This is a genomic window from Mucilaginibacter sp. NFR10 (assembly GCF_900100445.1).
In the GTDB taxonomy this organism is placed as follows: Bacteria; Bacteroidota; Bacteroidia; order Sphingobacteriales; family Sphingobacteriaceae; genus Mucilaginibacter; species Mucilaginibacter rubeus.
This window is the reverse complement of the sequence record NZ_FMTV01000007.1, coordinates 144598-168494: the sequence shown is the minus strand read 5'-3', so window position 1 is coordinate 168494 and position 23897 is coordinate 144598. Positions and strand designations below refer to the sequence as shown.

23 protein-coding genes are annotated in these 23897 nt (G+C 42.3%); 13 read left to right on the top strand and 10 right to left on the bottom strand.

Annotated elements, in window-relative coordinates; translation table 11 throughout:
- Positions 1-328: 328 nt before the first annotated feature.
- Positions 329-949, bottom strand: coding sequence for an L-threonylcarbamoyladenylate synthase (locus tag BLP33_RS21720; RefSeq protein ID WP_090533076.1), 621 nt, complete (start codon positions 947-949; stop codon positions 329-331).
- 228 nt (positions 950-1177) lie between these two features.
- Here BLP33_RS21720 and BLP33_RS21715 point away from each other — a divergent pair, with 228 nt between their 5' ends.
- Positions 1178-2371, top strand: coding sequence for an IS110 family RNA-guided transposase (locus BLP33_RS21715; protein ID WP_090533073.1), 1194 nt, complete (start codon positions 1178-1180; stop codon positions 2369-2371).
- A gap of 500 nt (positions 2372-2871) precedes the next feature.
- Here the strand turns inward: BLP33_RS21715 and BLP33_RS21710 are convergent, their stop codons facing one another.
- Positions 2872-3414 (bottom strand): YceI family protein, encoded by a 543-nt coding sequence (locus BLP33_RS21710; protein ID WP_090533071.1) that lies wholly within the window; start codon positions 3412-3414, stop codon positions 2872-2874.
- 185 nt (positions 3415-3599) lie between these two features.
- Here BLP33_RS21710 and BLP33_RS21705 point away from each other — a divergent pair, with 185 nt between their 5' ends.
- Positions 3600-5234 carry an FMN-binding glutamate synthase family protein gene (locus BLP33_RS21705; protein WP_090533069.1) on the top strand — a complete coding sequence of 545 codons (1635 nt, stop codon included), beginning with the start codon at positions 3600-3602 and terminating at the stop codon, positions 5232-5234.
- A gap of 145 nt (positions 5235-5379) precedes the next feature.
- On the opposite strand, the gene BLP33_RS21700 is transcribed toward BLP33_RS21705, so the two are convergent.
- Positions 5380-5865: a nuclear transport factor 2 family protein gene (locus BLP33_RS21700; RefSeq protein ID WP_090533067.1), complete on the bottom strand. Its 486-nt coding sequence runs from the start codon at positions 5863-5865 to the stop codon at positions 5380-5382.
- Between the two features lie 318 nt (positions 5866-6183).
- On the opposite strand from BLP33_RS21700, the gene BLP33_RS21695 reads away from it, so the two are divergent.
- The 3 genes from BLP33_RS21695 (at position 6184) to BLP33_RS21685 (ending at position 8732) form a co-directional block, all read left to right on the top strand.
- Entirely contained in the window at positions 6184-6600 is a 417-nt protein-coding gene (locus BLP33_RS21695) for a hypothetical protein (protein WP_090533065.1), read from the top strand.
- Positions 6601-6650: 50 nt separating this feature from the next.
- A complete protein-coding gene (locus BLP33_RS21690) occupies positions 6651-7244 on the top strand; it encodes a penicillin-binding protein activator LpoB (protein WP_090533063.1) in 594 nt (197 codons plus the stop codon).
- Between the two features lie 63 nt (positions 7245-7307).
- Positions 7308-8732 carry a COG3014 family protein gene (locus BLP33_RS21685; protein ID WP_090533061.1) on the top strand — a complete coding sequence of 475 codons (1425 nt, stop codon included), beginning with the start codon at positions 7308-7310 and terminating at the stop codon, positions 8730-8732.
- 288 nt (positions 8733-9020) lie between these two features.
- On the opposite strand, the gene phnN is transcribed toward BLP33_RS21685, so the two are convergent.
- Together phnN and BLP33_RS21675 are read right to left on the bottom strand one after the other, a co-directional pair.
- Entirely contained in the window at positions 9021-9578 is a 558-nt protein-coding gene (phnN, locus tag BLP33_RS21680; protein ID WP_090533059.1) for a phosphonate metabolism protein/1,5-bisphosphokinase (PRPP-forming) PhnN, read from the bottom strand.
- An 89-nt stretch (positions 9579-9667) separates the two neighbouring features.
- Positions 9668-10465 carry an endonuclease/exonuclease/phosphatase family protein gene (locus tag BLP33_RS21675; protein ID WP_090533057.1) on the bottom strand — a complete coding sequence of 266 codons (798 nt, stop codon included), beginning with the start codon at positions 10463-10465 and terminating at the stop codon, positions 9668-9670.
- A 323-nt stretch (positions 10466-10788) separates the two neighbouring features.
- On the opposite strand from BLP33_RS21675, the gene BLP33_RS21670 reads away from it, so the two are divergent.
- A complete protein-coding gene (locus BLP33_RS21670) occupies positions 10789-11295 on the top strand; it encodes a GbsR/MarR family transcriptional regulator (protein ID WP_090533055.1) in 507 nt (168 codons plus the stop codon).
- A gap of 72 nt (positions 11296-11367) precedes the next feature.
- The gene (locus BLP33_RS21665; protein ID WP_090533053.1) at positions 11368-11739 is read left to right on the top strand and encodes a hypothetical protein; all 372 of its coding nucleotides are present in this window, start codon (positions 11368-11370) and stop codon (positions 11737-11739) included.
- Positions 11740-11809: 70 nt separating this feature from the next.
- Here the strand turns inward: BLP33_RS21665 and BLP33_RS21660 are convergent, their stop codons facing one another.
- A complete protein-coding gene (locus tag BLP33_RS21660; protein WP_090533051.1) occupies positions 11810-12175 on the bottom strand; it encodes a response regulator in 366 nt (121 codons plus the stop codon).
- Between the two features lie 1065 nt (positions 12176-13240).
- On the bottom strand, positions 13241-13597 hold the full coding sequence (locus BLP33_RS21655; protein ID WP_090533049.1) for a response regulator: 357 nt from the start codon (positions 13595-13597) through the stop codon (positions 13241-13243).
- Positions 13598-13964: 367 nt separating this feature from the next.
- On the opposite strand from BLP33_RS21655, the gene BLP33_RS21650 reads away from it, so the two are divergent.
- The 5 genes from BLP33_RS21650 to BLP33_RS21630 all read left to right on the top strand — a co-directional run bounded on the left by BLP33_RS21650 (position 13965) and on the right by BLP33_RS21630 (position 19278).
- Positions 13965-15281 carry a gluconate:H+ symporter gene (locus BLP33_RS21650; RefSeq protein WP_090533397.1) on the top strand — a complete coding sequence of 439 codons (1317 nt, stop codon included), beginning with the start codon at positions 13965-13967 and terminating at the stop codon, positions 15279-15281.
- 4 nt (positions 15282-15285) lie between these two features.
- Positions 15286-16107, top strand: coding sequence for an alpha/beta fold hydrolase (locus tag BLP33_RS21645; RefSeq protein WP_090533048.1), 822 nt, complete (start codon positions 15286-15288; stop codon positions 16105-16107).
- Between the two features lie 105 nt (positions 16108-16212).
- Positions 16213-16563, top strand: coding sequence for a glycine zipper domain-containing protein (locus BLP33_RS21640; protein WP_090533047.1), 351 nt, complete (start codon positions 16213-16215; stop codon positions 16561-16563).
- Positions 16564-16720: 157 nt separating this feature from the next.
- Positions 16721-17935, top strand: coding sequence for a BamA/TamA family outer membrane protein (locus BLP33_RS21635; RefSeq protein WP_090533046.1), 1215 nt, complete (start codon positions 16721-16723; stop codon positions 17933-17935).
- A 92-nt stretch (positions 17936-18027) separates the two neighbouring features.
- Positions 18028-19278 carry a multidrug effflux MFS transporter gene (locus tag BLP33_RS21630; RefSeq protein ID WP_229701779.1) on the top strand — a complete coding sequence of 417 codons (1251 nt, stop codon included), beginning with the start codon at positions 18028-18030 and terminating at the stop codon, positions 19276-19278.
- A gap of 253 nt (positions 19279-19531) precedes the next feature.
- On the opposite strand, the gene BLP33_RS21625 is transcribed toward BLP33_RS21630, so the two are convergent.
- Positions 19532-19939, bottom strand: coding sequence for a hypothetical protein (locus BLP33_RS21625; protein ID WP_090533044.1), 408 nt, complete (start codon positions 19937-19939; stop codon positions 19532-19534).
- 144 nt (positions 19940-20083) lie between these two features.
- Complete coding sequence (locus BLP33_RS27540) at positions 20084-20245, bottom strand: hypothetical protein (protein ID WP_175490081.1); 162 nt, start codon at positions 20243-20245, stop codon at positions 20084-20086.
- Between the two features lie 286 nt (positions 20246-20531).
- On the opposite strand from BLP33_RS27540, the gene BLP33_RS21620 reads away from it, so the two are divergent.
- Positions 20532-22421, top strand: coding sequence for an SPFH domain-containing protein (locus BLP33_RS21620; RefSeq protein WP_090533392.1), 1890 nt, complete (start codon positions 20532-20534; stop codon positions 22419-22421).
- A 405-nt stretch (positions 22422-22826) separates the two neighbouring features.
- Here the strand turns inward: BLP33_RS21620 and BLP33_RS21615 are convergent, their stop codons facing one another.
- Complete coding sequence (locus tag BLP33_RS21615; protein ID WP_090533042.1) at positions 22827-23666, bottom strand: MBL fold metallo-hydrolase; 840 nt, start codon at positions 23664-23666, stop codon at positions 22827-22829.
- Between the last annotated feature and the right edge of the window lie 231 nt (positions 23667-23897).

Sequence of the window (23897 nt, the reverse complement as noted above, 5' to 3'; positions counted from 1 at the left end):
AGGGAAGCCTTGAAAAAAATGTAATGACATGTAAAATATATTTTAACGGTGTTGCGCGTGGGCCGCGTTAGGGATTGCAGTGTAAAGCCCGGAGCGCGCAAAGGGGTTGCGGGCAGGAAAGGCGAGGACTTGCAACGGAAAGCCCGAGCCACAGGCAACGCCCATGTTATAAAATCCATCAAGAAAAATATACTTAATAATCAATAACTTACAACCACGTCATTATAAGGTACGAAGCAATCCCCGATTAGCAGAGCAGCTATGCAAGTATCTCTGTAAAGTTTGGGATTGCTTCGTACCTCGCAATGACGGGTGATAATAATTAAAACTACAAATACAACTCCAAATCGCCTTTACCTTCACGCACAATATCAAAGTCGCCGGTGGTGCAATCAACTATGGTTGATGGGATGTTATCGCCATAACCGCCATCGATCACAATATCCACCAGATCTTCATATTTCTCGTGGATCAGTTCCGGATCGGTAGAGTATTCTATAATATCATCGTCATCCCTTATTGAGGTTGATAGGATAGGGTTCCCTAACACACGCACAATTTCACGCGCTATATTATTATCGGGTACCCTGATACCAACCGTTTTTTTGTTGGAGCTGAGCATTTTGGGCACCATATGACTGGCATTGAATATGAATGTAAATGGCCCCGGCAACGCTTTCTTGAGCACGCGAAAAGTAGTATTGTCAATCGGTTTGATGTAATCAGAAATATGGCTCAGATCATAGCAAATAAATGAGAAGTTTGCTTTTTCGGGTTTGATGTTCCTGATCTTACAAATGGCCTCAATAGCGCGGTGGTTGGTAATGTCACAACCCAAACCATAAATGGTATCGGTAGGGTATATGATGAGGCCGCCTTTTTTTAACACCTCCACCACCTGCTCAATAGCCTTTGGATTAGGGTTTTCGGGATATATTTTAATTAGCATAAGTATAAGAACAAATATAAGGCTACTTAGTTTAAAAATGAGGCTTAAACGCGCTTTAAATCATGTGTTTGCGATGATTTATACTGTAATGCGGAAAACTTACGAAGTAATTATGTAAGAAAAGCATAGCGCAGGAGCTGCGGTCATCCCCCTTTACGGAGGGCCGAAATTTTAATTTTAAGCGATAACTTTAAGTTTCGCAATGATTAACAATTAAAAAGCTGCGCTATGCCAAGAACAAATTTGCAAAAACAAAATGACTTTAGCGGTCAGGATTTTTATGTTGGACTTGATGTTCACAAGCGATCATGGTCAGTAACGATCCGAAGCCTGGGTATTCAGGTAGGTCACTTCACGCAGCCTCCGGGTGCCGAAGGTTTGTATGATTATTTACAGCGAAACTTTCCAGGTGGGCACTATCATTCAGCATATGAGGCCGGCTTTTGCGGCACTTACGCTCATGAGGAGCTTTGTAAACTGGGGATCAATAATATCCTTTTGCATGCCGCTGATATCCCGGTGACAGACAAACAAAAGAAGAATAAAACAGACCTGCATGACAGTCGTGCTATTGCCGAACACCTTGAGCGGGGCAATTTACATGGCATTCATGTATTGAGCCGTGACCAGCAGGAATTGCGGGGCCTGTTCCGATTACGTCAGAGTAAAGTAGCTGACATAGTGCGAAGCAATAATAAGCTCAAAAGTTTTCTGATGTATCATAGTATAGTGATACCGGAAACAGTATCAACAACCGGGTTTTTATCCGTTAAGGTTTTGGATTGGTTAGCCATCGAATTGAGCAGCATGGCAGGTACGCTAACATTGCAGCAATATATAGCAGATTTAAAATATCAGCGGGAGCAATTATACAGGATTACCAAATCATTACGTACGGAGATCCTGATCCTGCATAAACAAACTTATGAAAGCCTGCTTTCCGTCCCTGGCATCGGGAGTATTACAGCGATGGGTTTAATTGCCGAGCTGGCAGATTTCAGTCGTTTCGATGACGCCGATAAATATTCCAGTTACCTTGGTTTATGCCCATGGGAAGATAGTTCGGGCGATACGGTTAAAACCAAAGGGATGCAGCCCCGCTGCAACAGCCATTTGCGCCCATTGCTGATAGAGGCTTCCTGGAAAGCGATTAGTAAGTCCCGCAGCATGTTTGCCTATTACAGCAAACATGCCGGAAAAGACAGCAAAAAGGCGATTGTTAAAGTAGCCCGTAAACTGGCCATGATCGCCAAAGGCGTGGCCATAAGCGGAAAACCTTACCAGGAAGATTATCTGAAGCAAAAGCAACAGGAATACCAAAAAATGAAGGCTCTGAAAGCGGAAAGGTTTTCTTCAGGCATCGCAGAACAGCATATAAATAAACAGCCAGGCACTGAACTGTATGTGCCCATGCCTGGCTGATATGCATTATCCGGCTGTAATATCCCTGGCTGGTTGCTCCTCAGCAGAGCCGCTTCCGTTTCTTACAGCATCGTAAAATTATTAAAACAGATTCAGTAATAATAAATTACAGCTCGAAAAAACACAAAGGGGAAAACGCAGTTTAAAAACGGTAATTAATTACATTACGAAGTATTCGTACCCCTTTTTTATTCCATACAATTACTTGCGGCATAAGATCGCACATAGCAGTTTGAGACTTTTTTTATTACTGAAAATAAATTATATCTTTATGTGAAGACAAAATCTCACTCTTGTCAGCTGTGCTTTTCTACATAGCAGTTTTTAAAACTTCGTAAGTTTGGTTGGTTCATAACAAACAAAGCCATTCCGATTAAATCAGAATGGCTTTGCTATTTAAATTTTAACCTGTTTTGCTGTTTCAATAATGCCGTGTTGTTTGGATCCTTTAACAACAGCGGCATTTTAAAAGTTAAAACACAGCAACAGTATTAAAACAATTAAGCTTGTTTAGTGAACTGGATGTTGATCAACAATTTAATGTCTTCGCCAACTACAATTGAACCTGCTTCGGTTACACCATCCCAGGTTAAACCGAAATCTTTACGGTTAATTTTGCCGCTGATCTCGAAACCAGCTTTGGTGTTGCCATAAAAGTCAGCAGCCGAGCCACCAAATTCTACGTCGAGGGTTACCGGTTTGGTTTGATCTTTAATGGTCAGGTTGCCTTTCAATTCATATTCTTCATCATCAGTTTTGGTGAATGAAGTTGATTTGAAAGTGATCTGAGGATATTTTTCAGCGTCAAAAAATTCGGCTGATTTTAAGTGCTCGTCGCGTTGTGTCTGATTGGTGTCAATGCTGTTGATATCTAAAGAGAAATCAATTTCAGCATTTTCAAAATCATCATTATCAGTTAATAACTCACCGTTAAAGCTTTTGAAAAAACCACTCACGGTTGAAATAACCAGGTGTTTAACTTTAAATTGTACTTCTGAGTGCATAGGGTCAATAACCCATTTTGTTGCTGTTTCTGTTGCCATGATTTTTATTTCTTTTTTGTTGATACAAAGATAAGTACAAAAATAGATGTTTAAACATGTATTTTTACTTTGTGACTTTAAAACGACATTGAGTAAGTTTCTTAACCACAAATTTGCCCTATTGTTTAAATTATAAATCTATTTTTATCAAACTTAATAGCCGCTTCATATAAAATTAACTATCCATGAGAAAGCTCTTCGTTGTTTCGTTCTTTATCATATTCAGTATGCTTGCCTTGTGGACCGTCATCTGGCCACCCGCTGCATGGTCGTTCTTGTTCATTGGACCTATATATCTTATCGGTTTTTATGATATGGTGCAGCCTAAGCATAGCATTGTGCGCAATTACCCGGTGTTTGGCCACCTGAGGTATTTGATGGAAGAACTTAGGCCTAAAATATACCAGTACTTTATTGAAAGCGATACCAACGGTACACCCTTTAACCGTCAAAACAGGAGTGTAATTTACCAGCGAGCCAAAAAGGTTGATGACACCCGTCCCTTTGGTACCGAGCTTGATGTATATGATAACGGCTACGAATGGCTTAACCACAGCATCGCCGCTATTGATCACCATCAATTAAATATGGATCCCCGTGTAAAGGTTGGCGGGGCTGCCTGTACGCAGCCTTATATGGCCAGCGTATTCAATATTTCGGCTATGAGTTTTGGTTCGTTGAGTATGAACGCTATCCTGGCCCTTAACGGCGGTGCAAAACTGGATAACTTTGCCCATAACACCGGCGAAGGTGGATTGAGTGATTACCACTTACAACCAGGCGGCGATATCATTTGGCAAATAGGCACCGGCTATTTCAGTTGCCGCCATAAGGATGGTACTATGAACTACGATGCCTTTGCCGAACGCGCGGTGCTGCCACAAGTGAAAATGATCGAGATCAAGCTGTCGCAAGGGGCAAAGCCTGGTCATGGGGGGATATTGCCTGCTGCCAAGGTCACTCCTGAAATTGCGCGGATCAGGCTGGTAGAGATGGGGGAGGATGTGGTTTCACCGCCATACCATACCGCATTCACCAATCCATTGGAGCTGATGGTATTTATTCAAAAGCTTCGGGATCTTTCAGGCGGCAAGCCAATCGGGTTTAAATTGTGTGTTGGTCATAAAAGCGAGTTTTTAGCTATTTGCAAGGCCATGGTCAAAACAGGCATTACTCCTGATTTTATTACTGTTGATGGGGGAGAAGGCGGCACCGGCGCTGCCCCGCTTGAGTTCAGTAACTCGGTAGGGATGCCGCTGCGCGAGGCTTTGGCTTTTGTTTATGATGCGCTGACCGGGTTCGATCTTAAAAAACATATCAAGCTTATAGCATCAGGAAAAGTAGCCACGGGTTTTGACCTGGTCAAAAATTTTGCCCTCGGCGCCGATATGTGCAACAGTGCCCGTGGCATGATGTTCGCCCTTGGCTGCATCCAGGCGCTGGAATGCAACACGAACACCTGTCCAACCGGTGTGGCTACACAGGATAAAAGCCTGATGAAAGGCCTCGTAGTGGATGATAAAAAAGTACGTGTGGCTAATTTCCACCGGCAAACCGTGGGCAGCGCCATTCAAATGATAGGTGCCGCCGGTTTAAGCAAACCGTGCGACCTGCACCGCATGTATATTTACCGCCGTGTTAACCACAGCCAGATCCTGACTTATGGTGAGCTGTTCCCTTACATCCCCAAAGGCAGTTTGTTAAACACACCTTATCCGGCATCGTTTGAGTTTGATATGGCCATCAGCAGCGAAAATACGTTTGTGCCTGATTATAGCGGGATTACAAATGTTGACTATAGCAATGTGAGTTCGTATTGAAGAAATTTGAGGCTTGGTGATTAGATATTAATTAAAAATGGGGCGATTGCCGGCTCAAGCACGAATGCCTGAACCGGCGGGTTATATTGCGAAAGCCCCGCGCTTAAATAGGGATTGAAAACATTTAACAGATCTGTTAGCATAATTAATGTCCTACACTTACCACCCTCGTCACTTTCCATTGCCCGTCCTTATACTGCCAAATGTGTACAAATTTCATCAGACCGATTACCGGTTGGCCGTTTTCGGTATGTGTGAAACGATGCGTACCCATTTCAATAGCGCCAAAGCCGGGCATGGGGTAAACCTCAAGCGTTTCTTTAAGCAGGTCGCGGCGCAGGTCGGCGGCTTGTTTGTTTTCAAAAATTCCTTTAAAGCCGGCCATGGTGCCTTCATAACCGGTTAAGCCCTTACCATCGTTATAAAATTCAACATCGGGCGCAAACAGCGTTTTCATCACTTCTAAATTACGGCTGTTAAAGGCGTTGAACATTACACTGTCCATGTGTGCGATGGTGTTAAATAACTGCTGGTCTTTGGGTTTAAAGGCCTTGGTTTGCGCTTTGGCAACGGAGGCAGACAGTATTGCGGCAAAGCCAATAATAAACAGGGTATAGGTTGATTTTTTCATGATATGATAGAGCGTCTAATAATTAATTTACATAAAATAATTATATAATGTTAATAAACAGAATGTTAAGTTTTTGGCTTTGTGCGTTCAGTTTTTAGCTTTATATAAATGTATTAAATATATCATTATGACGCGCCACCATGACCGATAGTGACAGTTGTACCGACCATTTTCATGGTGAAAAAAACTGTATAATGCTACTGCAATTCATAATTAAGTAAAAATGCTCCCGATTAACATAATTTAACGGTTTATGCCCGGCGCCGGTGTAATATTTAGACTGCATTTTACGTAACTTTACTTATAAAATTAAGCGCAATGAAAAGGAATATCTTTATGATAGGCTTGATGCTTTTAGGCGGTTTGTTTAGCGGCACCGTAAAGGCCCAGGAAACTGCATCGCTGGTTGCCGATCAAAATCCACGCTACATGGAAAGCCAGGCAAAATATATCAGGGTTGCCGATACCCTGAACAGCCTGCACGGGGTAACCATACAAAATACTTACAAAGCTTACGATTGGTATGAAGCCAAACTGGAACGCCGCCGTCAAAACCGCGCGTGGCGGCATGAGGAACGCATGAACGGATATTATGATTATTCACCGTCATGGGGCTTATATGGCGGCTACTCTTATTCGCCATTTTTAAACTATGGATGGGGCAACCGCTGGGGCGGCTATTATGGTGGTCGCTGGGGCGGCCGTACAAGCATCGGTATCGGTTTTGGCTGGTAAAAATTAAGCAGCATTCAATCTAACACATCATAATTTATAATATACTACAAATGAAATTTAACAGGATTTTAACAGTTGCTGCAATAGCAGTTTCAGGGATTTTTATAGCCTCATGTTCAAGGCAGGTTACACGCGTTAGCACCGACCAAACTATTGATGTTAGCGGCAACTGGAATAACAGTGATGCACGAATGGCAGCCGATGAGCTTACCGGCAAAATTTTAGGTGCTAACTGGATAGATACTCACCTTAACGAGCACCAGGGTAAACGCCCGGTAGTTATAGTTGGCTTTGTCCAAAACAAAAGCCACGAACATATTGATGCCGAAACATTCTTAACCGATATTGAGAGCTCATTCATCCAATCGCAAAAAGTACGTTTGGTGCAGGGCGGTAAAAAACGTGATGAGTTACGTGCCGAAAAGGCCGATCAGCAAACAAACGCTACGGTATCAAGCATGAAAAAATTTGGCCTGGAAAACGGTGCCGATTATATACTGCAGGGCTCAATCAATTCAATAGTTGATTCGCACAAACGCCAAAAAGTTGTTTACTACCAGGTAAATCTGGAGCTTACCAACATTCAGACAAATGAAGTGGTTTGGATAGGCGAAAAGAAAATTGCCAAATACGTTAAAAACTAAAGCTGGTAAACATCATTGCCCTGAACATGGTACGCCTGTGTTTGGGGCAGTTTGCATTTAATAATGATCAACTTACGTACGCATATTCTCCGGGTATTTTCTTTTATCGGGCTGATGCTTTTTTTATCGGCGTGTTCAACCTATAATCAAAGTGTTGCTCCTTATTACAAAAATGTATCGGCCGGTAACTATCCACAGGCCGAGAAGGAGCTTGATAATAACAGCCTGATTCAAAAGCCCCGAAATAAGCTCCTGTACCTGATGGAGAAGGGGAGGATCTGCCATTTAAAAGGCGAGTACGAAAATAGTAACAACTACTTTAACCAGGCAGATCAGTTGCTTGATGAAGGTTTGACCAGCGCATCTGACGCCGCTGTTGGCGTTTTGCTTAATTCAGCATCGCAAAGGTATAAAGGGGAGGATTTTGAAAAGTTCATGATCCATTATTATAAGGCGCTCAATTATTTGTACCTGAATAAAACAGAGGATGCTATTGTTGAAGCCCGCCGCATTACTCTACAGGCTCAGGAACAGGGCGATAAGTATAATAATAAAGACAGCCGTTACTCAAACGACGCATTTTCGCTGACGTTGCAGGGGATGTTGTATGAAAGTAACAACGATGTAAACAATGCATTTATATCATATAGGAACGCGGCGGAGATCTATCTTAAAAGTCCTGATAAAACTTATTACGGTACCCCAATGCCCGTTGAACTAGAAGAAGATGTGATCCGCACGGCAAAGCTGAACGGCTTTACAACTGAAGCTGACCAGTTTGAAACAACCTTTGGCATTAAATATGAACCTGTAAAACCATCGGAAGGCGGTGAACTGATATTTTTTTGGGAGAACGGCCTTGCCCCGGTAAAAACACAGGTCGACCTGTTTTTTAGCCTGATCCGTAACAGCAACGGCGACTTGTTTTTTACCGATGCTGCCGGAGGCCTGGTAATTCCCTTTAATTACGACGGTGACAGGAACAGGGTAAACACCAAGTCGGTTGAAAGCCTACGGGTCGCATTTCCTAAATATGTTGCGCAAACGCCATATTATTCAAGTGCAAGTATCTCGGTTAATAACCAGGATGCGTCATTGATAAAAGCTGAAGATATTAATGAGCTGGCATTTAAAACTTTGCAGCAGCGTGCATTAAAAGAGATGAGCGGGATCCTGTCGCGCCTTGCGGTGAAGAAGATAGCCGAATATTCGATACGTGCAGCTGCCAAAAGTGATGGCAAAACCAACGGGTTATTGGAAGGACTTGGTTACGGCATTCAGCTTTACAGCTTACTATCCGAAAAAGCAGATACCCGTAACTGGCAAAGTCTGCCGGCTTATATTTCTTATGCACGGATCCCTTTGCAAAAAGGAGATAACCAGGTACGTATTACCCTCAAAAATGCCCAGGGCGCAACTGAAACCAAAACCATTACCATCCAGGGGAATGGCAGGTTGCAGTTTTATAATTATGCTACCTTGCGATAGCTGGCAACAATTATTTGAGATTTGTATATAAACAAAAAAGCCATTTGCTGTTCAGGGCAGATGGCTAATTTATATTGATAGGGTTTAGGTTCGATATTTAAATACTTTTCTAAATATTTTCTAAAAATAGCGTTAATATTATCACCTTGAAATACCCCTTTTTCAGTATATTTCGTTATTTTATGGGTTGCGTTTAAAAAAAACCAAAATATCTACTCAATTATCAACGCAGTAATCTTTCGGGCGTATTGAACCATCAATAGTTTTCATCACATATTGAAAGCAGGTTTAAGCCAGTTGTTTTTCTGTTACCGAGATCAGGTTTACCAGTTCGTTCCCGGCAAGTTCAATAGCACCGTCATTTTGTATTTCGATGCAGTTTTCGAGATTGGTATTGAGTTCGGCAGTGCGGGCTATACGATTGGCTATTTCTTCAGTGTTTTCCCGGCCGCGCCCAACCAGGCGACTTGCAATAGCTTCGGGGCTCGCCGTTACTAATATCACTATCAGATCGGGGTAGAGCCGCTGCGCAACAGGCAGGTACTCGCGCGATCCGTTAACCACCACATTAAAGCCTTTATTAAGCCAGTTGTTTATTTCCTGGCCTATGCCATAGTATTTATCGTGGCTGCCCCAGCTTAAAGCAAACATCCCGGCTTTGCTCCTCAATGCAAATTCCTCATTGGTTAAGCTAACGTGGTTCTCATTGCCAGAAAATGGGGGCCGGGTGATATACCGGTGCGCAAATACCACATTTTCCGATCCGTTAATTTGCTTGCGGGCGTAATTCATCAAGGTGTCTTTGCCTGCTCCGGATGCGCCGATAACATAAAATAGCTTGCCCATGGTGGTTTTTTATGGATGAAAAGGGCGGATTGTTTGAACCGCTATATTTTGAATGGCAAAATTACCGATTGACGGCAGGTTGTGTATAGTCAATTTATTACAAGTGTTGTGGTGATGCCGAAATGATCGCTCGGGTACAAGCCGGTTTCTTCATCAGGCACGTTTAATACCACTGCCGAATCGATAAACCGCGGGTAATTATCCGTATCAGGGAAGGGCAAAGTAAAGATCTGGTCAACACATACCTGTTTGTTGGCTTTGTAATAGGCGTCCGTAAGGCTGTATCTCGGTTCTGCACCATTACCTTCGGTATAACAGTCAACAGCTTTAGATAATTCCCGGAAAGCCATAACCGCTTCCGAATCGGGTGTAGCATTAAAGTCGCCGCAAATAATGTGGTATGGCTTTGGGCTTTCCTCAGTAACAAAACCCGCGAGGGCTTCGGCCTGGGCTTTTCTTATGCCTTTATGCTGGCCCAGGTGTGTAAGATGGGTAGTGGTAACAGTAACTATTTTTCCCGATGGCAGGTTTACGTTTGCCCGGAAAGCTTTACGGTCGTTATCTTCGGCTACTACGGGTAAATCAAAACTCCCGGTTTCGGTAACCGGGTAAACTGATAATATGCCCAGGCCCGACGTACTGTCAACCACCCTGCCTTCAAACAGGCGTTTTTTCGATCGGCCGGGTAAAAAACAGTAGTTCATATTTAATTCGGCAGCCAAAAATTTCAGGGTATCGGCATTTGCTTCTTCGCTGTAAAAACATTCCTGGCAAGCTATAACATGAGGTTTTAATTGTTTAAGTTGTTTGGCAAGTATGCCCATGCGCACCCGATACTCACCATCACATTTCCATGTATTTATGGTGACAATTTTAACATTTTCCACTCAGGCAATATCAGCAATCTAAATTATACAATCAACATTCGGTAATTATTAACTGATAACACCGGCCTGGCGATGCTGACCAGGAGCCTACCGGTTAACCCGTGTAAAATTTACAGTATAAAAATTCCAATTGAGCGTGGCAAGAGGCAAGGTGTTTTCAGTAAACAGGTTAATAAAACTGGTGGATATTTATTTTACCTTTTTAAACAAAGCAAGTGAAAGTGCATTGCCCTTTAACCTTTAACCTTTAACCTTTAACCTTTAACCTTTAACCTAAATTTTCATTTTTTTTTGAAAGTTTAAAAACTTGTTTATATTTGTGCATGGAATTGGCAGAGGCAAAGTTAAAGTTCATTGAGGCCTGGGGTAAGCTAGGGTCGGAGTGGGGGATTAACCGCACCATGGCCCAGGTACATGCTTTGCTGATGATCTCGCCGGAGGCTTTGACCACTGAAGAAGTGATGACCGAATTAAGTATATCACGCGGTAATGCCAATATGACCCTGCGCGACCTCATTGATTGGGGTTTGGTTGAAAAGCAGCATAAAACAGGTGAGCGTAAGGAGTTTTTTTACGCAGAGAAAGATGTGTGGACTATTGCCCGCCGTGTTGCCGAAGAACGTAAAAAGCGCGAGCTTACACCAATCATTAAGATACTTGATCAACTTGCCGGAGTGAATGGCGATGCAAAAGATCCGGCTTATAAAACATTTAAAACCACGGTTACTGATATAAATAAGCTGGCTAACAACGTGAACAAAACACTTGATACCATGCTCAAGGCCGAAGAGAACTGGTTTTTTGGTTCGATATTGAAAGTGTTTAAATAAATTTTTTTATAAATAAATTTCAATTTTTACTGAAAATTCTAAATAATTAATAATAACTAAATCTTTAACATTATGAACTACTTTATTTTAACCTATGTTATTTACCTGTTGGCAAGTGTAGCATTAACAGTATGGGTGGCCAAAGTGCTGTTTAAAAACGGGCGTATATTTTTAGTGGATATTTTTCACGGCAACAGTGAACTGGCCGATTCTGTGAACAAGCTGCTTGTAGTAGGCTTTTACCTGGTAAATATAGGCTATATGAGCCTGGCCTTAAAGGAGTATGGCAATATTGCCAGTATGCAGGTAGTGGTTGAGGTACTGAGTTATAAAGTGGGCTGGATAATTTTAATATTGGGCGGTATGCATTTCCTAAACCTTGTCATTTTCTTTAAGCTGCGTAACCGCGCTAAACGGGAAAATGCATTTACTATAAATGTTTAGTTTTGTTTTGATTTGACGGGGTAGGCGAGTATTTGCCTGCTCCGTTTTTTTCGGGAATATATCCTGTATATCAGGCGGCACTTCTTAACTGCCTGTTTATACTATCCAGCAAAACATCAATGTCAAAAGGTTTGGCTATAAAATCATCGGGCGAACCGGCTTGGCTTAGCATACCCGGATTATGGCTTGCCGAAATTAATATTACAGGTATGTTTTTAGTTTCCTGCTGATTTTTAAGGGTTTTGCAAAGTTCACGGCCATCTAAATTGCCGAGCATAATGTCAAGCAAAATTAAATCAGGCTCGTGTTGCTTTATCCGGTCAAACAAGTTTCTGCCTTCAGTTAAGGTATCAACCTCATAGCCTGAATCTTCCAGTATATATTTTATGATTTCTAAAATATCTTTGTCGTCGTCCACCGCTAAAATCCGTCGCATAGGTAAGTTGTTAAAAAGATGTATCAGCAAAAAAAGTCAATGGCGATATGGCTTTATACAATATCGAGAAACACTATGCAATTTTTATACCAAGTATTAGGCGTAACTATCTTAGTTCAAATTTGGATTTTATGAGGCTTTATAAGGGAATGCTCTGTAATTCTGTACTTATAATGATATACAACGGGTATATTGTTGTATACAAATAAGGTCGGGGCTTTAAAATGACAGTACAAGAAGGTTATAAACGCAGATTACCTGCATTTTCTGAAGTAACAGGGTATCAAAACACCAAAGAAAATTGATTAATGGAAAATTATTTGATGAAAACGTGAGCCGGCTTTTTGCACTTTGCGCAAAAATATTTCCTGACCGGTATAAAAAACAGGATGTTTTTCAAAAACCAACTCCTTCGCATCTGGAAATGGTAAGGGGCTCCGCATTTTGAACAATAATATCTTTTCTTTGACTTGGCTTCGTTTTCTTCCACAAACTTAAAATAACAGGCAGCCAAAATACAATATCTATATTATTGGCGAAGAAGAAAAAAAGGAAAAGTACTTTTAAGTAAGTGTTAATTTCTTTTTATGAAATTAATTATCGTAATATGTATCTCTTGCGCTGGCATTTGTAGCACATGTACCTCTTTAGCGGGAGAAAAAACAAAACTTTTTTCACAAAAAAGCCTCTGGGCACACGGTTATCAAGCTCTGATTTACACCTTGGGCATACCGGCGCCTTTTTTACTTCTGTTTTCTCGTGTTCGTTTATTGATAGTACCATAATACAATCAAGGGCTTATTGTATTTAACTAATTATTTTGCTTTAGCCTATAAAACAAAGTTAAAATAATTACCAATATTTCAACCGTGCTGTTTAAGTATTGATAATTAATCAATTTATGCGTTAAAAATGTGCTGTATTTATAATGCAGGAAGCTTTAAAGCGCTTTCTTTGCTTTTTTTATAATTATTATCCCGGTTTGGCAGAATAAAGGAATGAAATAAAGGTTAAATGGATAGTGCAAGGGGAGGTAAATTGACCGTTGAGGCAGGGATTACGTTTTTAAAGCAGGTTATTAACCTTTTCAACAAGTTCGGTCAAATCAAATGGTTTGTTTATTATTGCGTCGCACCCGTAGCTGATGAGCTCATTTTCATTGTTCACATAGGCCGAGAATATAATAACAGGAGTATTGCCAAATTTAGGATGTACTTTTATGTTTCGGCAAATTTCGCCGCCATTAGTACCAGCCACCCGGTAATCAAGTATAACAAGATCCGGTTCAAAGCTCTCAATCAGCGGAAGTACATCATTGCTTATTGATGTGCTTTTGACTTCAAATTGTTCATAAGTAAGGGTTTCATGAACAATATCAAGTATGTCTTGATTGTCGTCCAATACTAAAATACGCTTTACCATAATAAAAGTTAAAGAAATAAATGCCGAAAAGGTATTAAAGTATGCGTTAAAATTACAGTATCCTGTAAAGTAGTGGTTTGGGTTTAATCTTATCGGATAAAACTTTAATGCAAAATTAAAACTATTTTTTATAAAATTAATAAAACAATGTTATAAATAGCAACATGTTGTATGTTAGTTACACAAACCGCTTGTTTTTGAGTGCAGATGATAAAATTACAAGGCTGATTGATGATTGAGACCGGGTTATCAAAGCTTTTACCATATAAAAACCCTAAACTCAAATTTTGTTATTACTTTAGTTGGCATCAGCAGGCGCCCTATACTGAGGTTGCACACCCGCTGGCCACACATAACCTATAACTTAATGGTACTGTTAACTGTCTTTTTTTGTATTGTTTTACTGGTTTTGCTGGTGAGCCTGGTAAAAATAAACCCTTTTATTGCCTTTCTCATTGTTTCGATAATTGCAGGTTTGTTATTGGGCATACCCATTAATAAGGTAACCGCTTCCGTTCAAAAAGGCATGGGGGATATTTTAGGTCAGCTGCTCATCATTATTTGCCTGGGCGCTATGCTGGGCAAGCTGGTTGCTGTAAGCGGGGCTGCGCAAAAAATAGCAGGTGTACTTGTTGCCGCCGTAGGCGAAAAATATATTCAATGGGCGCTGGTGGCAGCCGGGTTTATTATAGGTATTCCGCTGTTTTATGGTATTGGCTTCGTGCTGATGGTCCCACTTATATTCTCTGTAGTTTACAAGTATAAACTGCCGGCTGTGTATATAGGCTTACCTATGTTGGCTTCGCTGTCGGTAACGCATGGTTTTTTGCCCCCGCATCCATCGCCATCGGCGTTAGTGGCCTTGTTTCATGCTAATATGGCAACCACCTTTATTTACGGGCTTATGATAGCTATTCCGGCTATTATACTGGCGGGGCCAGTGTTTGCACAATTTCTTAAAAAAATCCCATCGGAGCCACTGGCTACTTTCAGGGCTGAAGAATTACCTGCCGAAAAGCTGCCCGGCGCGTTCAATAGCTTTTTTACAGCTTTATTGCCGGTTTTGCTTTTAATGCTTACCGCGTTTTTTCCATACCTTAACATACAGGATCCGGGTGTAGCAAAGTTCATCACATTTCTTGGCGATCCATCAATTGTTATGCTGATAGCGCTTATGGTTGCCACCTATACTTTAGGTGTAAAGCAAGGTAAAAGCATGGGCCAGCTTGCGGGCAATTTTACTGATGCGGTGAAGGATGTGGCCTTGATATTATTGATCATAGCGGGATCGGGCGCCTTTAAGGAAGTTTTAACCGCCAGCGGTGTAAGCGGCCAGATAGCAGCGCAACTGCAATCGTTCAATTTGCCGCCACTGTTATTAGGCTGGGTGATAGCTGCTATTATCCGCGTTAGTTTGGGCTCGGCAACAGTTGCCGGACTAACAGCTGCAGGCATTGTCGCGCCGCTGGTTTTGCAAAATCATATTAATCCCAATTTAATGGTATTATCCATTGGGGCCGGTAGCCTGGCATTTTCGCACGTAAACGATTCGGGTTTTTGGCTGTATAAAGAGTATTTTAATTTAAGTATTAAAGATACTATAAAATCATGGTCGTTAATGGAAACGCTTGTTTCTGTTATAGGGCTTGCGGGAGTAAGTATTATTAACCTGTTTATTAAATAAAAATATGTTTGTTATCAAAAAACTATCAGCAAGTTTAGCCCTGTTAATTTTTATGCTGATCACCAGCAATGGTGCATTAGCGCAGCCGGTTACTGCTCCGGGTAGCTATTATACTTCGTTTGATGGTGTTAAAATCCATTATGAAGCGAAAGGTGATGGCTTCCCGGTGATACTGGTACATGGTTTTTCGGGCACAGGCGAAGGCTGGAAAAAAGGAAAGCTTTATAATGATCTGTTAACGGCTGGTTATAAAGTGATCATACTGGATCAGCGGGGCAACGGACTGTCGGACAAGCCCCACGATGACGCGGGTTATGCTAACGATGCCGAAGCTAAAGACATTATGGGCCTGGCTACAAGCCTTGGGCTGAAACGATATGATATTGTTGGATATTCGCGCGGATCGATCATTACTTCGCGCGTGTTTGTGCTGGATAAGCGGATTCAAAAGGCGGTAATGGGTGGTATGGGCGATGCTTACACTAACCCCGAATGGCCGCGGAGGATTCATGCTTATAAGGCTTTAATGGGCGATACCAGCTTTCATGATGTTGATGGGATGATCAATTATATCCACAGTAACCCTTTTGATGAACTTGCTTTAGCCTATCAGCAAAAGTGGCAGCCATCAACCAGCAAACAGGAATTAGCTAAGGTAAAAATCCCGGTACTGCTCATAGATGGGAGCGAAGATCATGATAACGGCGACGAGGTTGCTCTTCATAAACTCATTCCCGGCTCAAAGCTGGTTCACGTTCCGGGCGATCATAACAGCGCCAGCCGCACTTCCGAATTTTCAAAAGCTGTAATGGCTTTCCTGAAATAAACATTGTCGGTTAATGTTCAGTTGTTGAATTTTGTGCCGTTATTTTCGATAATGGTCTGTTATTTGCATGAGTGTATATGTTAACACTTATAAATACATACCATTATGAAAAAGCTAATGATATATATGTGCTTTTTAATTGGCCTGATGCTATCCATCAGTATCACTGCCAATGCACAAACCACACAGAAAAAGGGAATAAGTAAACAAGGCAAAGGCGCAATCATAGGTGGAGCAGGCGGTGCAATTGCGGGTGGCCTTATTACGCATAGTGCAGGCGGCGCTTTAGTTGGCGGTGCGCTTGGTGCCGGTGGCGGTTATATTATCGGTAATGAAGCCCGCCGACGCGAAGAGAAAAGGCAGCGTGCTGCCCGCATTGCCTGGCGCAGGGCACATCCGCATCACCATTATACCACAACCAAAACAACCGTAACTAAACAAACAACTTACCATTAATTTAAATGGTTGTTATAAAGGCCTGTAGGTTTCAATACTTACAGGCCTTTTTTATTTAAATTAAAATTTAGCTAAATTGAAGCGATTGCCCTGTTTTATCCGTTATTAAACTTACTAACAGCCAAACAGCACGGTAATATTTTTCGTTTAAAGTACGATGGTAAAAGGGTTATCTGTAATAGTTTTATGTTTGATTCCGGCAATGATGCTGGCACAGGAGCCGGTTGCAGATACCATCAGCGTAAAAAAAGATACAGTACCGCAACGGGATGTTATTGACATTGTACGTTCGCTTTTTAAAATTAAGCCCCGGCAGCAGGCAACGCAGCGAAAGAAGATCTACTTTTCTGTTTTTCCCACCTCAACAACCGACGGGCGGAGCGGCGGAAAAGCATTGTTTACTTCAACAACGGCTGGGTTTTACCTGGGGGATGAAGCTACTACTAATTTATCAAGCTTTACTTTTACCCCTTATTTTAATTTAAAGGGGAGGTATGGCTTGCCTATCCGGTCAAATATCTGGCTTAATAATAACGAGTGGAATATACAGGGCGACACCAGGCTGATGGTTTATCCTCAATATACATGGGGCCTGGGAGGTAACCAGGGTCCCGAAGATAAGTTCCTGGTAAATTATAATTACCTCCGCTTTTATCAAAGCGTGTTAAAGCAGATTAAGCCATACTTTTATGCCGGGTTAGGCTATAATCTTGACTATTATATAGATATTGAAAGCAACGGCGATCAAAACCTGCGTAAGTTTACCGGTTATAAATATGGTACTGCGACCGATCAGGATGCGTTTTCATCGGGTGTAACAGTCAATTTATTATACGATTCGCGCAAAAACTCTATCAATCCGCTGCCCGGAGCTTATGCCAATATAGTTTACCGGGTTAATGCCAAAGCTTTTGGAAGCCATACCAACTGGAGTTCTCTATATATCGATATGCGTAAATATGTGCAGTTAACCAACTCGGGGCCTAAAAACGTGCTGGCTTTCTGGGCCTATTACTGGACAACACTTACACCCCGCACACCTTATCTTAACCTGCCAAGTCTTGGCTGGGAGCCTTATCAGCGATCGGGCAGGGGATTTCCGCAAAGCCGTTACCGGGGCGACAGGCTGGTATATTTTGAAACTGAATACCGCCGCGATATCACCCGCAATGGCTTATTGGGTTTTGTGGTATTTGCCAATGTAAATTCCGTTACCGAGCCCGAGAACCATGCCTTTGTATATTGGCACCCGGCCGCCGGCACAGGCCTGCGTTTTAAGTTCAATAAAAAAACGGGAACCAATATCAGCCTCGATTATGGCGTGAGCAAAAACTTTTCATCAATAAGTCTTAATTTAGGCGAGGCGTTTTGATGCTTCGATTCATAGGTTATGGATCATGGTTCATGGAATTTTAGCATGACCATTATACTATTGTGCCCATTCACAGCTATGAACTATCAACCATGAACCATCAACTAACTAACACACGTATGACCAAACAAAAATATACAGTACTGATCCTCATATTAGGTTCGCTTACAGCACTTGGCCCTTTTTCTATAGATATGTACCTGCCAGGCTTTAAAGCCATAGCTAAGTACTTGCATACCAGTACCGATGAGGTAGCGCTGTCATTATCGAGCTATTTTATTGGCATCGCCGCCGGGCAATTACTTTATGGACCTTTGCTCGACAGGTTTGGCCGTAAAAACCCATTATACTGGGGGCTTGGGCTTTATATCGTATCATCAATGGGCTGTTTTTTCTCTTCATCGCTCGAAATGCTTATTGCACTGCGTTTTTTTCAGGCGGTGGGCAGCTGCGCTGCAAGCGTAGCCGCTATGGCCATGGTGCGCGATTTGTTCCCGGTTGAGGATAATGCCAAAGTATTTTCGTTGCTGATCCTGGTACTGGGTGCTTCGCCAATGCTGGCTCCAACCGCAGGTAGTTACATTACCGCGGCTTTTGAATGGCAGGTCATTTTCCTGGTATTAACTATTATAGCGGTGCTCATATTGCTGTCCGTAATATTCTGGCTCCCCGAAAGCTATCAGCCCGATCCTGCTTATTCTTTAAAACCAGGGCCGATTATAGGGCATTTTATAACAGTTTTAAAGGATGCGCAGTTTGTAACCTATGCCATAGGCGGCGCGTTCGCTTTCGCGGGTTTGTTTGCCTATGTTTCGTCTTCGCCTATCGTGTTTATTGAGGGCTTTAAAGTAAGCGAAAAGCAGTTCGGCTGGATCTTTGCCGGGCTTTCGGTCGGGTTTATTGGTTCAAGTCAGCTAAACAGTGTGCTGATAAAAAAATACAAAAGCGAACAAATGATAGGCGCATCACTTATTTTAATGGTGATTATTTCCACAGTGTTTTTGGCGGGTTCATTAAATCATTGGTTCGGGATAGGTGGTACTATAGCTATGATATTTGGAGTTTTGTGCTGCGTTGGCATTTGCGCGCCCAATACATCGGCATTATCCCTTGCTCCCTTCTCTAAAAATGCGGGTTCGGCTTCTGCAATATTAGGCGCATCGCAAATGGCCGTGGGGGCCTTGTCATCCATCGGTATTTCGGTAATAAAACAACATAGTTCGCTGCCCATGGCGGCGGTTATGGCGGCGTCATCAATTTTGGCACTTCTGATTGTTTTTATTGGCAAGCGGTTTATAAAAAACAAGGTTGAAGCCAGTGGAGAGGTTGTTGCGGCACATTGAGCCTTGATTTTAGGATTACAGGATAGCTTGATTTTAAATTACTCGCGCCGTTGTTGGTGTTGTCACCAACAACTTCCTATTCGTTGCTTTTATTAATTACAAGCTAATTCAGCATTGCAATTGCATAGCGCAGAGTTGTTGGTGACAACACCAACAACGGCGAAGGATTACAGGATTAGCTTGATTTTAAATTACTTGTAAGTGCAGGCCACAAGACAGTACCTTGTGGCCTGCAAGCAAAGAATTAACTGATTTAAAATTTGCTTGCCCGCAAAGCTGTAACCTTTGAGCCTTCGGGGCCGGTACTTTCAAAAACTATCTTATTTTCGGTTAGTTCCGAAACGTAAAAAACGAAATTGCGGGTTTTGCCATCAGGGAGTTTCTCGGTTACATTCATGTTGCTTCCATTCAGCGTAAAAGAGCCGTGCGACAGGAATTTGCCGGCCCATACAATCAGGAATTTCATTTCGGGCGTAAACTGAATATAAGGTACGTTGGCATCCAACTCGGCTTGTTTTACGGTATCGGGCGGGCTTGCATTTGGATGCTCAATTTTTATATATTTCCATTTGCCGGTAAGCGTCCTAACCGAAACTTCAGGTTTACATGATGCTATAAAAAGCACCACTACAGCAAACAATAAAAAGCCTTGTTTTATCATAACAGAAAAATGTTTGGATAAAACTATACAATTGCTTTTAAAATTGAAAGCGAAGGGTTAGTCTTTAGTCTAAAGTCATAAGTCTGAAATGCGGTGAGGAAAAAGAGATCTTTTGACATCCGACTTAAGACTATTGACTTTACACTATCTCTTCTTCAAACCTTTATTAGTACGCTCTTCGGCTTGCTTCACTTCGTCTTTTTCACTTAGCGGGCCCTCGGTTTTGATCTCTTTGGCTTTCTGTCCACCCGCTTTTACCGGACTTATCCTGGTACCTTCTTTTTTGATGTCTTTGGGGATACTCATAGCGGTAATGTTAAGTATTCATTAAACAATAGGATACTTATTTAACTACACCTGTTGTAAAATGTTTCCTGAAAATTATTTAAAAATTTACTTTCTGTGTATCAATTAATTACATGAATTTGACGACGCTCCTAAAATATTTTTATGATTTTTCGTAACAAAGCATAATTGCAACTGTCTTAATGACACTATATAGCCAAGGTACTCTTCCAGGTAAGCTATAAGTATTGTGAGGGCCCGCACCTTAAGGGTTCCGTTAAAAAAATCAAAAACAATCTTAAAAAAAATGGACAATCTAATTGTTAGTCTGTGGTGGGTTATACCCGTCATAGTGTTATTGCTGATGTACAAATTTGTTTTGCGCGTGTTTTGCGGCATGGTTATCGTTCCGGACGACCGTATCGGGTTGGTGATCAAGAAATTTGCCCTTACGGGTAACAGCCGCCTGCCCGATGGTCGGATCATAGCCACCAAAGGCGAGGCTGGTATGCAGGGCCGTGGCCTTGCGCCGGGCTTATATTGGAAAATGTGGCCATGGCAGTATACTATTATCATGCAGCCCTTTACCATTATTGAGCAAAACAAGCTTGGCCTGGTAAAAGCAAAAGACGGGGCCTCGTTTGATACCGGCCGTGTGCTGGGTAAACCGGTTGATTGTGATAAGTTTCAGGATGCGGTAGCATTTTTGGATAATAATGGTCAAAAAGGCCCTCAGGCAGCTTTCCTTACACCGGGCAGCTATCGTATCAACACCTTTTTGTTTGATATTGAGATGGTGCCTATCACCCAGATCCACGAAAACAAGGTAGGTATTATTACCACTTTGGATGGTGAGCCGCTGAACAAAGGCGAGATAGCCGGCGAATCGGTTGCAGGGCATAAAAACTACCAGGACCCAATTGCTTTTATCACCGCAGGTGGCCGCAAGGGTTTGCAGGAGGACGTGATCCTGGCGGGTACCTACTATCTTAACCCCTGGTTTGTGAGCGTTGAGCAGGTAGATATGATCTATATCCCAATTGGTTATGTAGGTGTTGTGAACTCGTTCGTAGGCCCGGAAGGCAAGGATACCAGTGGCGATAATTTCAAACATGGTAACATCGTGAAACGAAATGAAAAAGGGGTTTGGGACGAACCGCTCGATCCCGGTAAGCACCCGGTAAACATCTATACCCACGCCGTTGAAATTGTACCCACAACCAACATCGTGCTTAACTGGGCCGATAGCCGTACCGAATCGCACGAGCTGGATAAGAACCTATGCACCATCACGGTAAGGTCAAGCGATGGTTTTACTTTCAACCTGGATGTGTCACAGATCATCCACGTACCTCGCAACGAAGCACCGAAAGTGATAGCAAGGTTTGGTAAAATGAAAAACCTGGTATCGCAGGTGCTGGAGCCAACCATTGCCAACTACTTCCGTAACTCGGCCCAAAAAAGTGATGTGATCGGCTTCCTGGCCAACCGTATCCAAAGGCAAACTGATGCCCGTGAGCATATTGGCCGCGTACTGGAAACCTACAACGTAATTGGTGTGGATACCCTGATAGGCGACATCGTACCTCCGGCTGCCCTGATGAAAACCCTTACCGACCGTAAGCTGGCCGAAGAGGAAAAGGTTACTTACGAGATACAGCGCCATGCACAAATTGAGCGTAAGGAGTTTGAAAGCGCCCGTGCCGGTGCCGATATGCAGCCTGAAGTAGTAAAATCAACCCGCCAGGTTGAGATTAACACCCAGATGGCCGCTTCAAGGGTTGCCGCATCAAAAGGTGAGGCAGAAGCTAAAACCATCAACGCAAAAGCCGATGCTGAGGTAAGGATCACGATAGCCAAGGCTGATGCCGAAGCAAAAACAGTGAACGCAAAGGCCGACGCCAACGCCACAGAGGTGAATGGTATGGCCGAAGGTGCCAAGATCAAAGCCATAGGTTTATCAGAAGCCGAGGTTACCAAGCAAAAAACCGAAGCCATGGGTACCGAACAATACGCCATAGTGCGCGTGGCCGAAGCTTTGGCTGCCGCAGGTATCAGGTTAGTGCCTGAGATACTGGTAAGCGGTAAAGAGGGTGGCAGCGGTGGTATGATTGATGCCCTTATAGGCACCGAGATGCTCAAAAAACTGCAGATCGAAAACCAGGGCAAGGGCGGCGCCAGCACTAAAGGCGAATAATTAAAATAAATGCATAAAAATTAAAGGTTGATTATGTAATCCCTTCAAATTATGCATCATGACAAAGGTTTGTGATTAGAGATTTTTGAGGGAGAGTACAGATAACTCAAAATCCTAAACCTTTTGTTAAGAGATCAACGGTTGGAGGTTGGTGGTTAGTCGCTCCCTCCGGCAAAAGATAATACGTTCTTTATACCTAAACCTTTTTATAGTGATCAGAGGTTGGAGATTAGAGGTAAGTTGCTGTGATAGTATCCGGCTTTATGATTCAACCGCACTGATTTAATTGACGAGGCTTTTAACCTAAACCGATCAATTGAACAAAGGCATCCCGCGAGGGGATGCCTTTTGTGTTTTATGAGTTAAAGAATCAACGGAATCATCGAAATCAAAACTAATCAACGGTCATAGGTCGCTTAGTTTAAATGTATCCTTAACCCTGATGCCTTTTTCTGTTTGCTGTAAAGTGCAGCATTCATTAACCGGGTCGTGCTCAAAATATAGTACGTATTCTTTTTCAAGGGCCTCGTTTAAAAAAAGTTTTTTCTCAGTAAGCGTTTGAAGCGGGAACATATCATAAGCCATTATGTAAGGGATAGGCAGGTGCCCGATTGATGGCAGCAGATCGGCCATGTACAGGATCTGTTTGCCTTTATAATTAATGAACGGCAGCATCATTGATTCGGTATGGCCGGATACAAAGCGGATCTCAAAATCTTTCATAAAGTTGATGCCGTCTTCAGTATCAACAAATTTTAGCTGGCCGCTTTCCTGTATAGGGATGATGTTTTCTTTGAAAAAGGAAGCTTTTTCCCGTTCGTTGGGGTTAACTGCCCAATCCCAGTGTTTGGGATTACTCCAGTAGGTGGCGTTTTTAAAGGCAGGGAGCAGGTTTTCGCCCTCGCGTACAACGGCCCCGCCCACATGGTCAAAGTGCAGGTGGGTTAAAAATACATCGGTAATATCATTCCTGTGGAAACCAAGAGAGGCCAGCGAACTATCTAAACTTGCATTGCCGTGAAGATAGTAGTGGCTGAAAAACTTTTCGCTTTGTTTGTTGCCTATGCCGGTATCAACTAATACTAACCTGTTTTCATGTTCAACCAGCAGGCAGCGCATGGCCCAGGTGCAAAGGTTGTTTTCATCGGCGGGATTGGTTTTGTTCCAGATGGTTTTCGGAACAACGCCAAACATAGCCCCGCCGTCTAATTTGAAAAAGCCTGTATCAATGGTATGTAGTTTCATTTTAGTTCATGGTTTATAGTCCATAGTCCATAGTCGATGGTCCATAGATAATGGGCGTGACTTATAATGTGCTGATAGGGCTAAATTAGAATAATATTTTAAGATAAGTTGTGGTTATAAAGTATGAAACTAAAAAGCCTCAAACCAAATGCAATGCATTTAATTTGAGGCTTTAAATATTTATTGTAGCTATAATAGCTATCAACCATGGTCTATGGTCTATCGACCATG

What these genes read in the sequence shown, in the direction of transcription:
- BLP33_RS21655 (WP_090533049.1), bottom strand. Translation starts at nt 13,597, where the DNA reads ATGGTAAAGCGTATTTTAGTATTGGACGACAATCAAGACATACTTGAT.
- BLP33_RS21650 (WP_090533397.1), top strand. Translation starts at nt 13,965, where the DNA reads ATGGTACTGTTAACTGTCTTTTTTTGTATTGTTTTACTGGTTTTGCTG.
- BLP33_RS21685 (WP_090533061.1), top strand. Translation starts at nt 7,308, where the DNA reads ATGATCAACTTACGTACGCATATTCTCCGGGTATTTTCTTTTATCGGG.
- BLP33_RS21695 (WP_090533065.1), top strand. Translation starts at nt 6,184, where the DNA reads ATGAAAAGGAATATCTTTATGATAGGCTTGATGCTTTTAGGCGGTTTG.
- BLP33_RS21625 (WP_090533044.1), bottom strand. Translation starts at nt 19,939, where the DNA reads ATGATAAAACAAGGCTTTTTATTGTTTGCTGTAGTGGTGCTTTTTATA.
- BLP33_RS21660 (WP_090533051.1), bottom strand. Translation starts at nt 12,175, where the DNA reads ATGCGACGGATTTTAGCGGTGGACGACGACAAAGATATTTTAGAAATC.
- BLP33_RS21690 (WP_090533063.1), top strand. Translation starts at nt 6,651, where the DNA reads ATGAAATTTAACAGGATTTTAACAGTTGCTGCAATAGCAGTTTCAGGG.
- BLP33_RS21630 (WP_229701779.1), top strand. Translation starts at nt 18,028, where the DNA reads ATGAACCATCAACTAACTAACACACGTATGACCAAACAAAAATATACA.
- BLP33_RS27540 (WP_175490081.1), bottom strand. Translation starts at nt 20,245, where the DNA reads ATGAGTATCCCCAAAGACATCAAAAAAGAAGGTACCAGGATAAGTCCG.
- BLP33_RS21615 (WP_090533042.1), bottom strand. Translation starts at nt 23,666, where the DNA reads ATGAAACTACATACCATTGATACAGGCTTTTTCAAATTAGACGGCGGG.
- BLP33_RS21710 (WP_090533071.1), bottom strand. Translation starts at nt 3,414, where the DNA reads ATGGCAACAGAAACAGCAACAAAATGGGTTATTGACCCTATGCACTCA.
- BLP33_RS21720 (WP_090533076.1), bottom strand. Translation starts at nt 949, where the DNA reads ATGCTAATTAAAATATATCCCGAAAACCCTAATCCAAAGGCTATTGAG.
- BLP33_RS21705 (WP_090533069.1), top strand. Translation starts at nt 3,600, where the DNA reads ATGAGAAAGCTCTTCGTTGTTTCGTTCTTTATCATATTCAGTATGCTT.
- phnN (WP_090533059.1), bottom strand. Translation starts at nt 9,578, where the DNA reads ATGGGCAAGCTATTTTATGTTATCGGCGCATCCGGAGCAGGCAAAGAC.
- BLP33_RS21645 (WP_090533048.1), top strand. Translation starts at nt 15,286, where the DNA reads ATGTTTGTTATCAAAAAACTATCAGCAAGTTTAGCCCTGTTAATTTTT.
- BLP33_RS21700 (WP_090533067.1), bottom strand. Translation starts at nt 5,865, where the DNA reads ATGAAAAAATCAACCTATACCCTGTTTATTATTGGCTTTGCCGCAATA.
- BLP33_RS21665 (WP_090533053.1), top strand. Translation starts at nt 11,368, where the DNA reads ATGAACTACTTTATTTTAACCTATGTTATTTACCTGTTGGCAAGTGTA.
- BLP33_RS21635 (WP_090533046.1), top strand. Translation starts at nt 16,721, where the DNA reads ATGGTAAAAGGGTTATCTGTAATAGTTTTATGTTTGATTCCGGCAATG.
- BLP33_RS21640 (WP_090533047.1), top strand. Translation starts at nt 16,213, where the DNA reads ATGAAAAAGCTAATGATATATATGTGCTTTTTAATTGGCCTGATGCTA.
- BLP33_RS21670 (WP_090533055.1), top strand. Translation starts at nt 10,789, where the DNA reads ATGGAATTGGCAGAGGCAAAGTTAAAGTTCATTGAGGCCTGGGGTAAG.
- BLP33_RS21715 (WP_090533073.1), top strand. Translation starts at nt 1,178, where the DNA reads ATGCCAAGAACAAATTTGCAAAAACAAAATGACTTTAGCGGTCAGGAT.
- BLP33_RS21620 (WP_090533392.1), top strand. Translation starts at nt 20,532, where the DNA reads ATGGACAATCTAATTGTTAGTCTGTGGTGGGTTATACCCGTCATAGTG.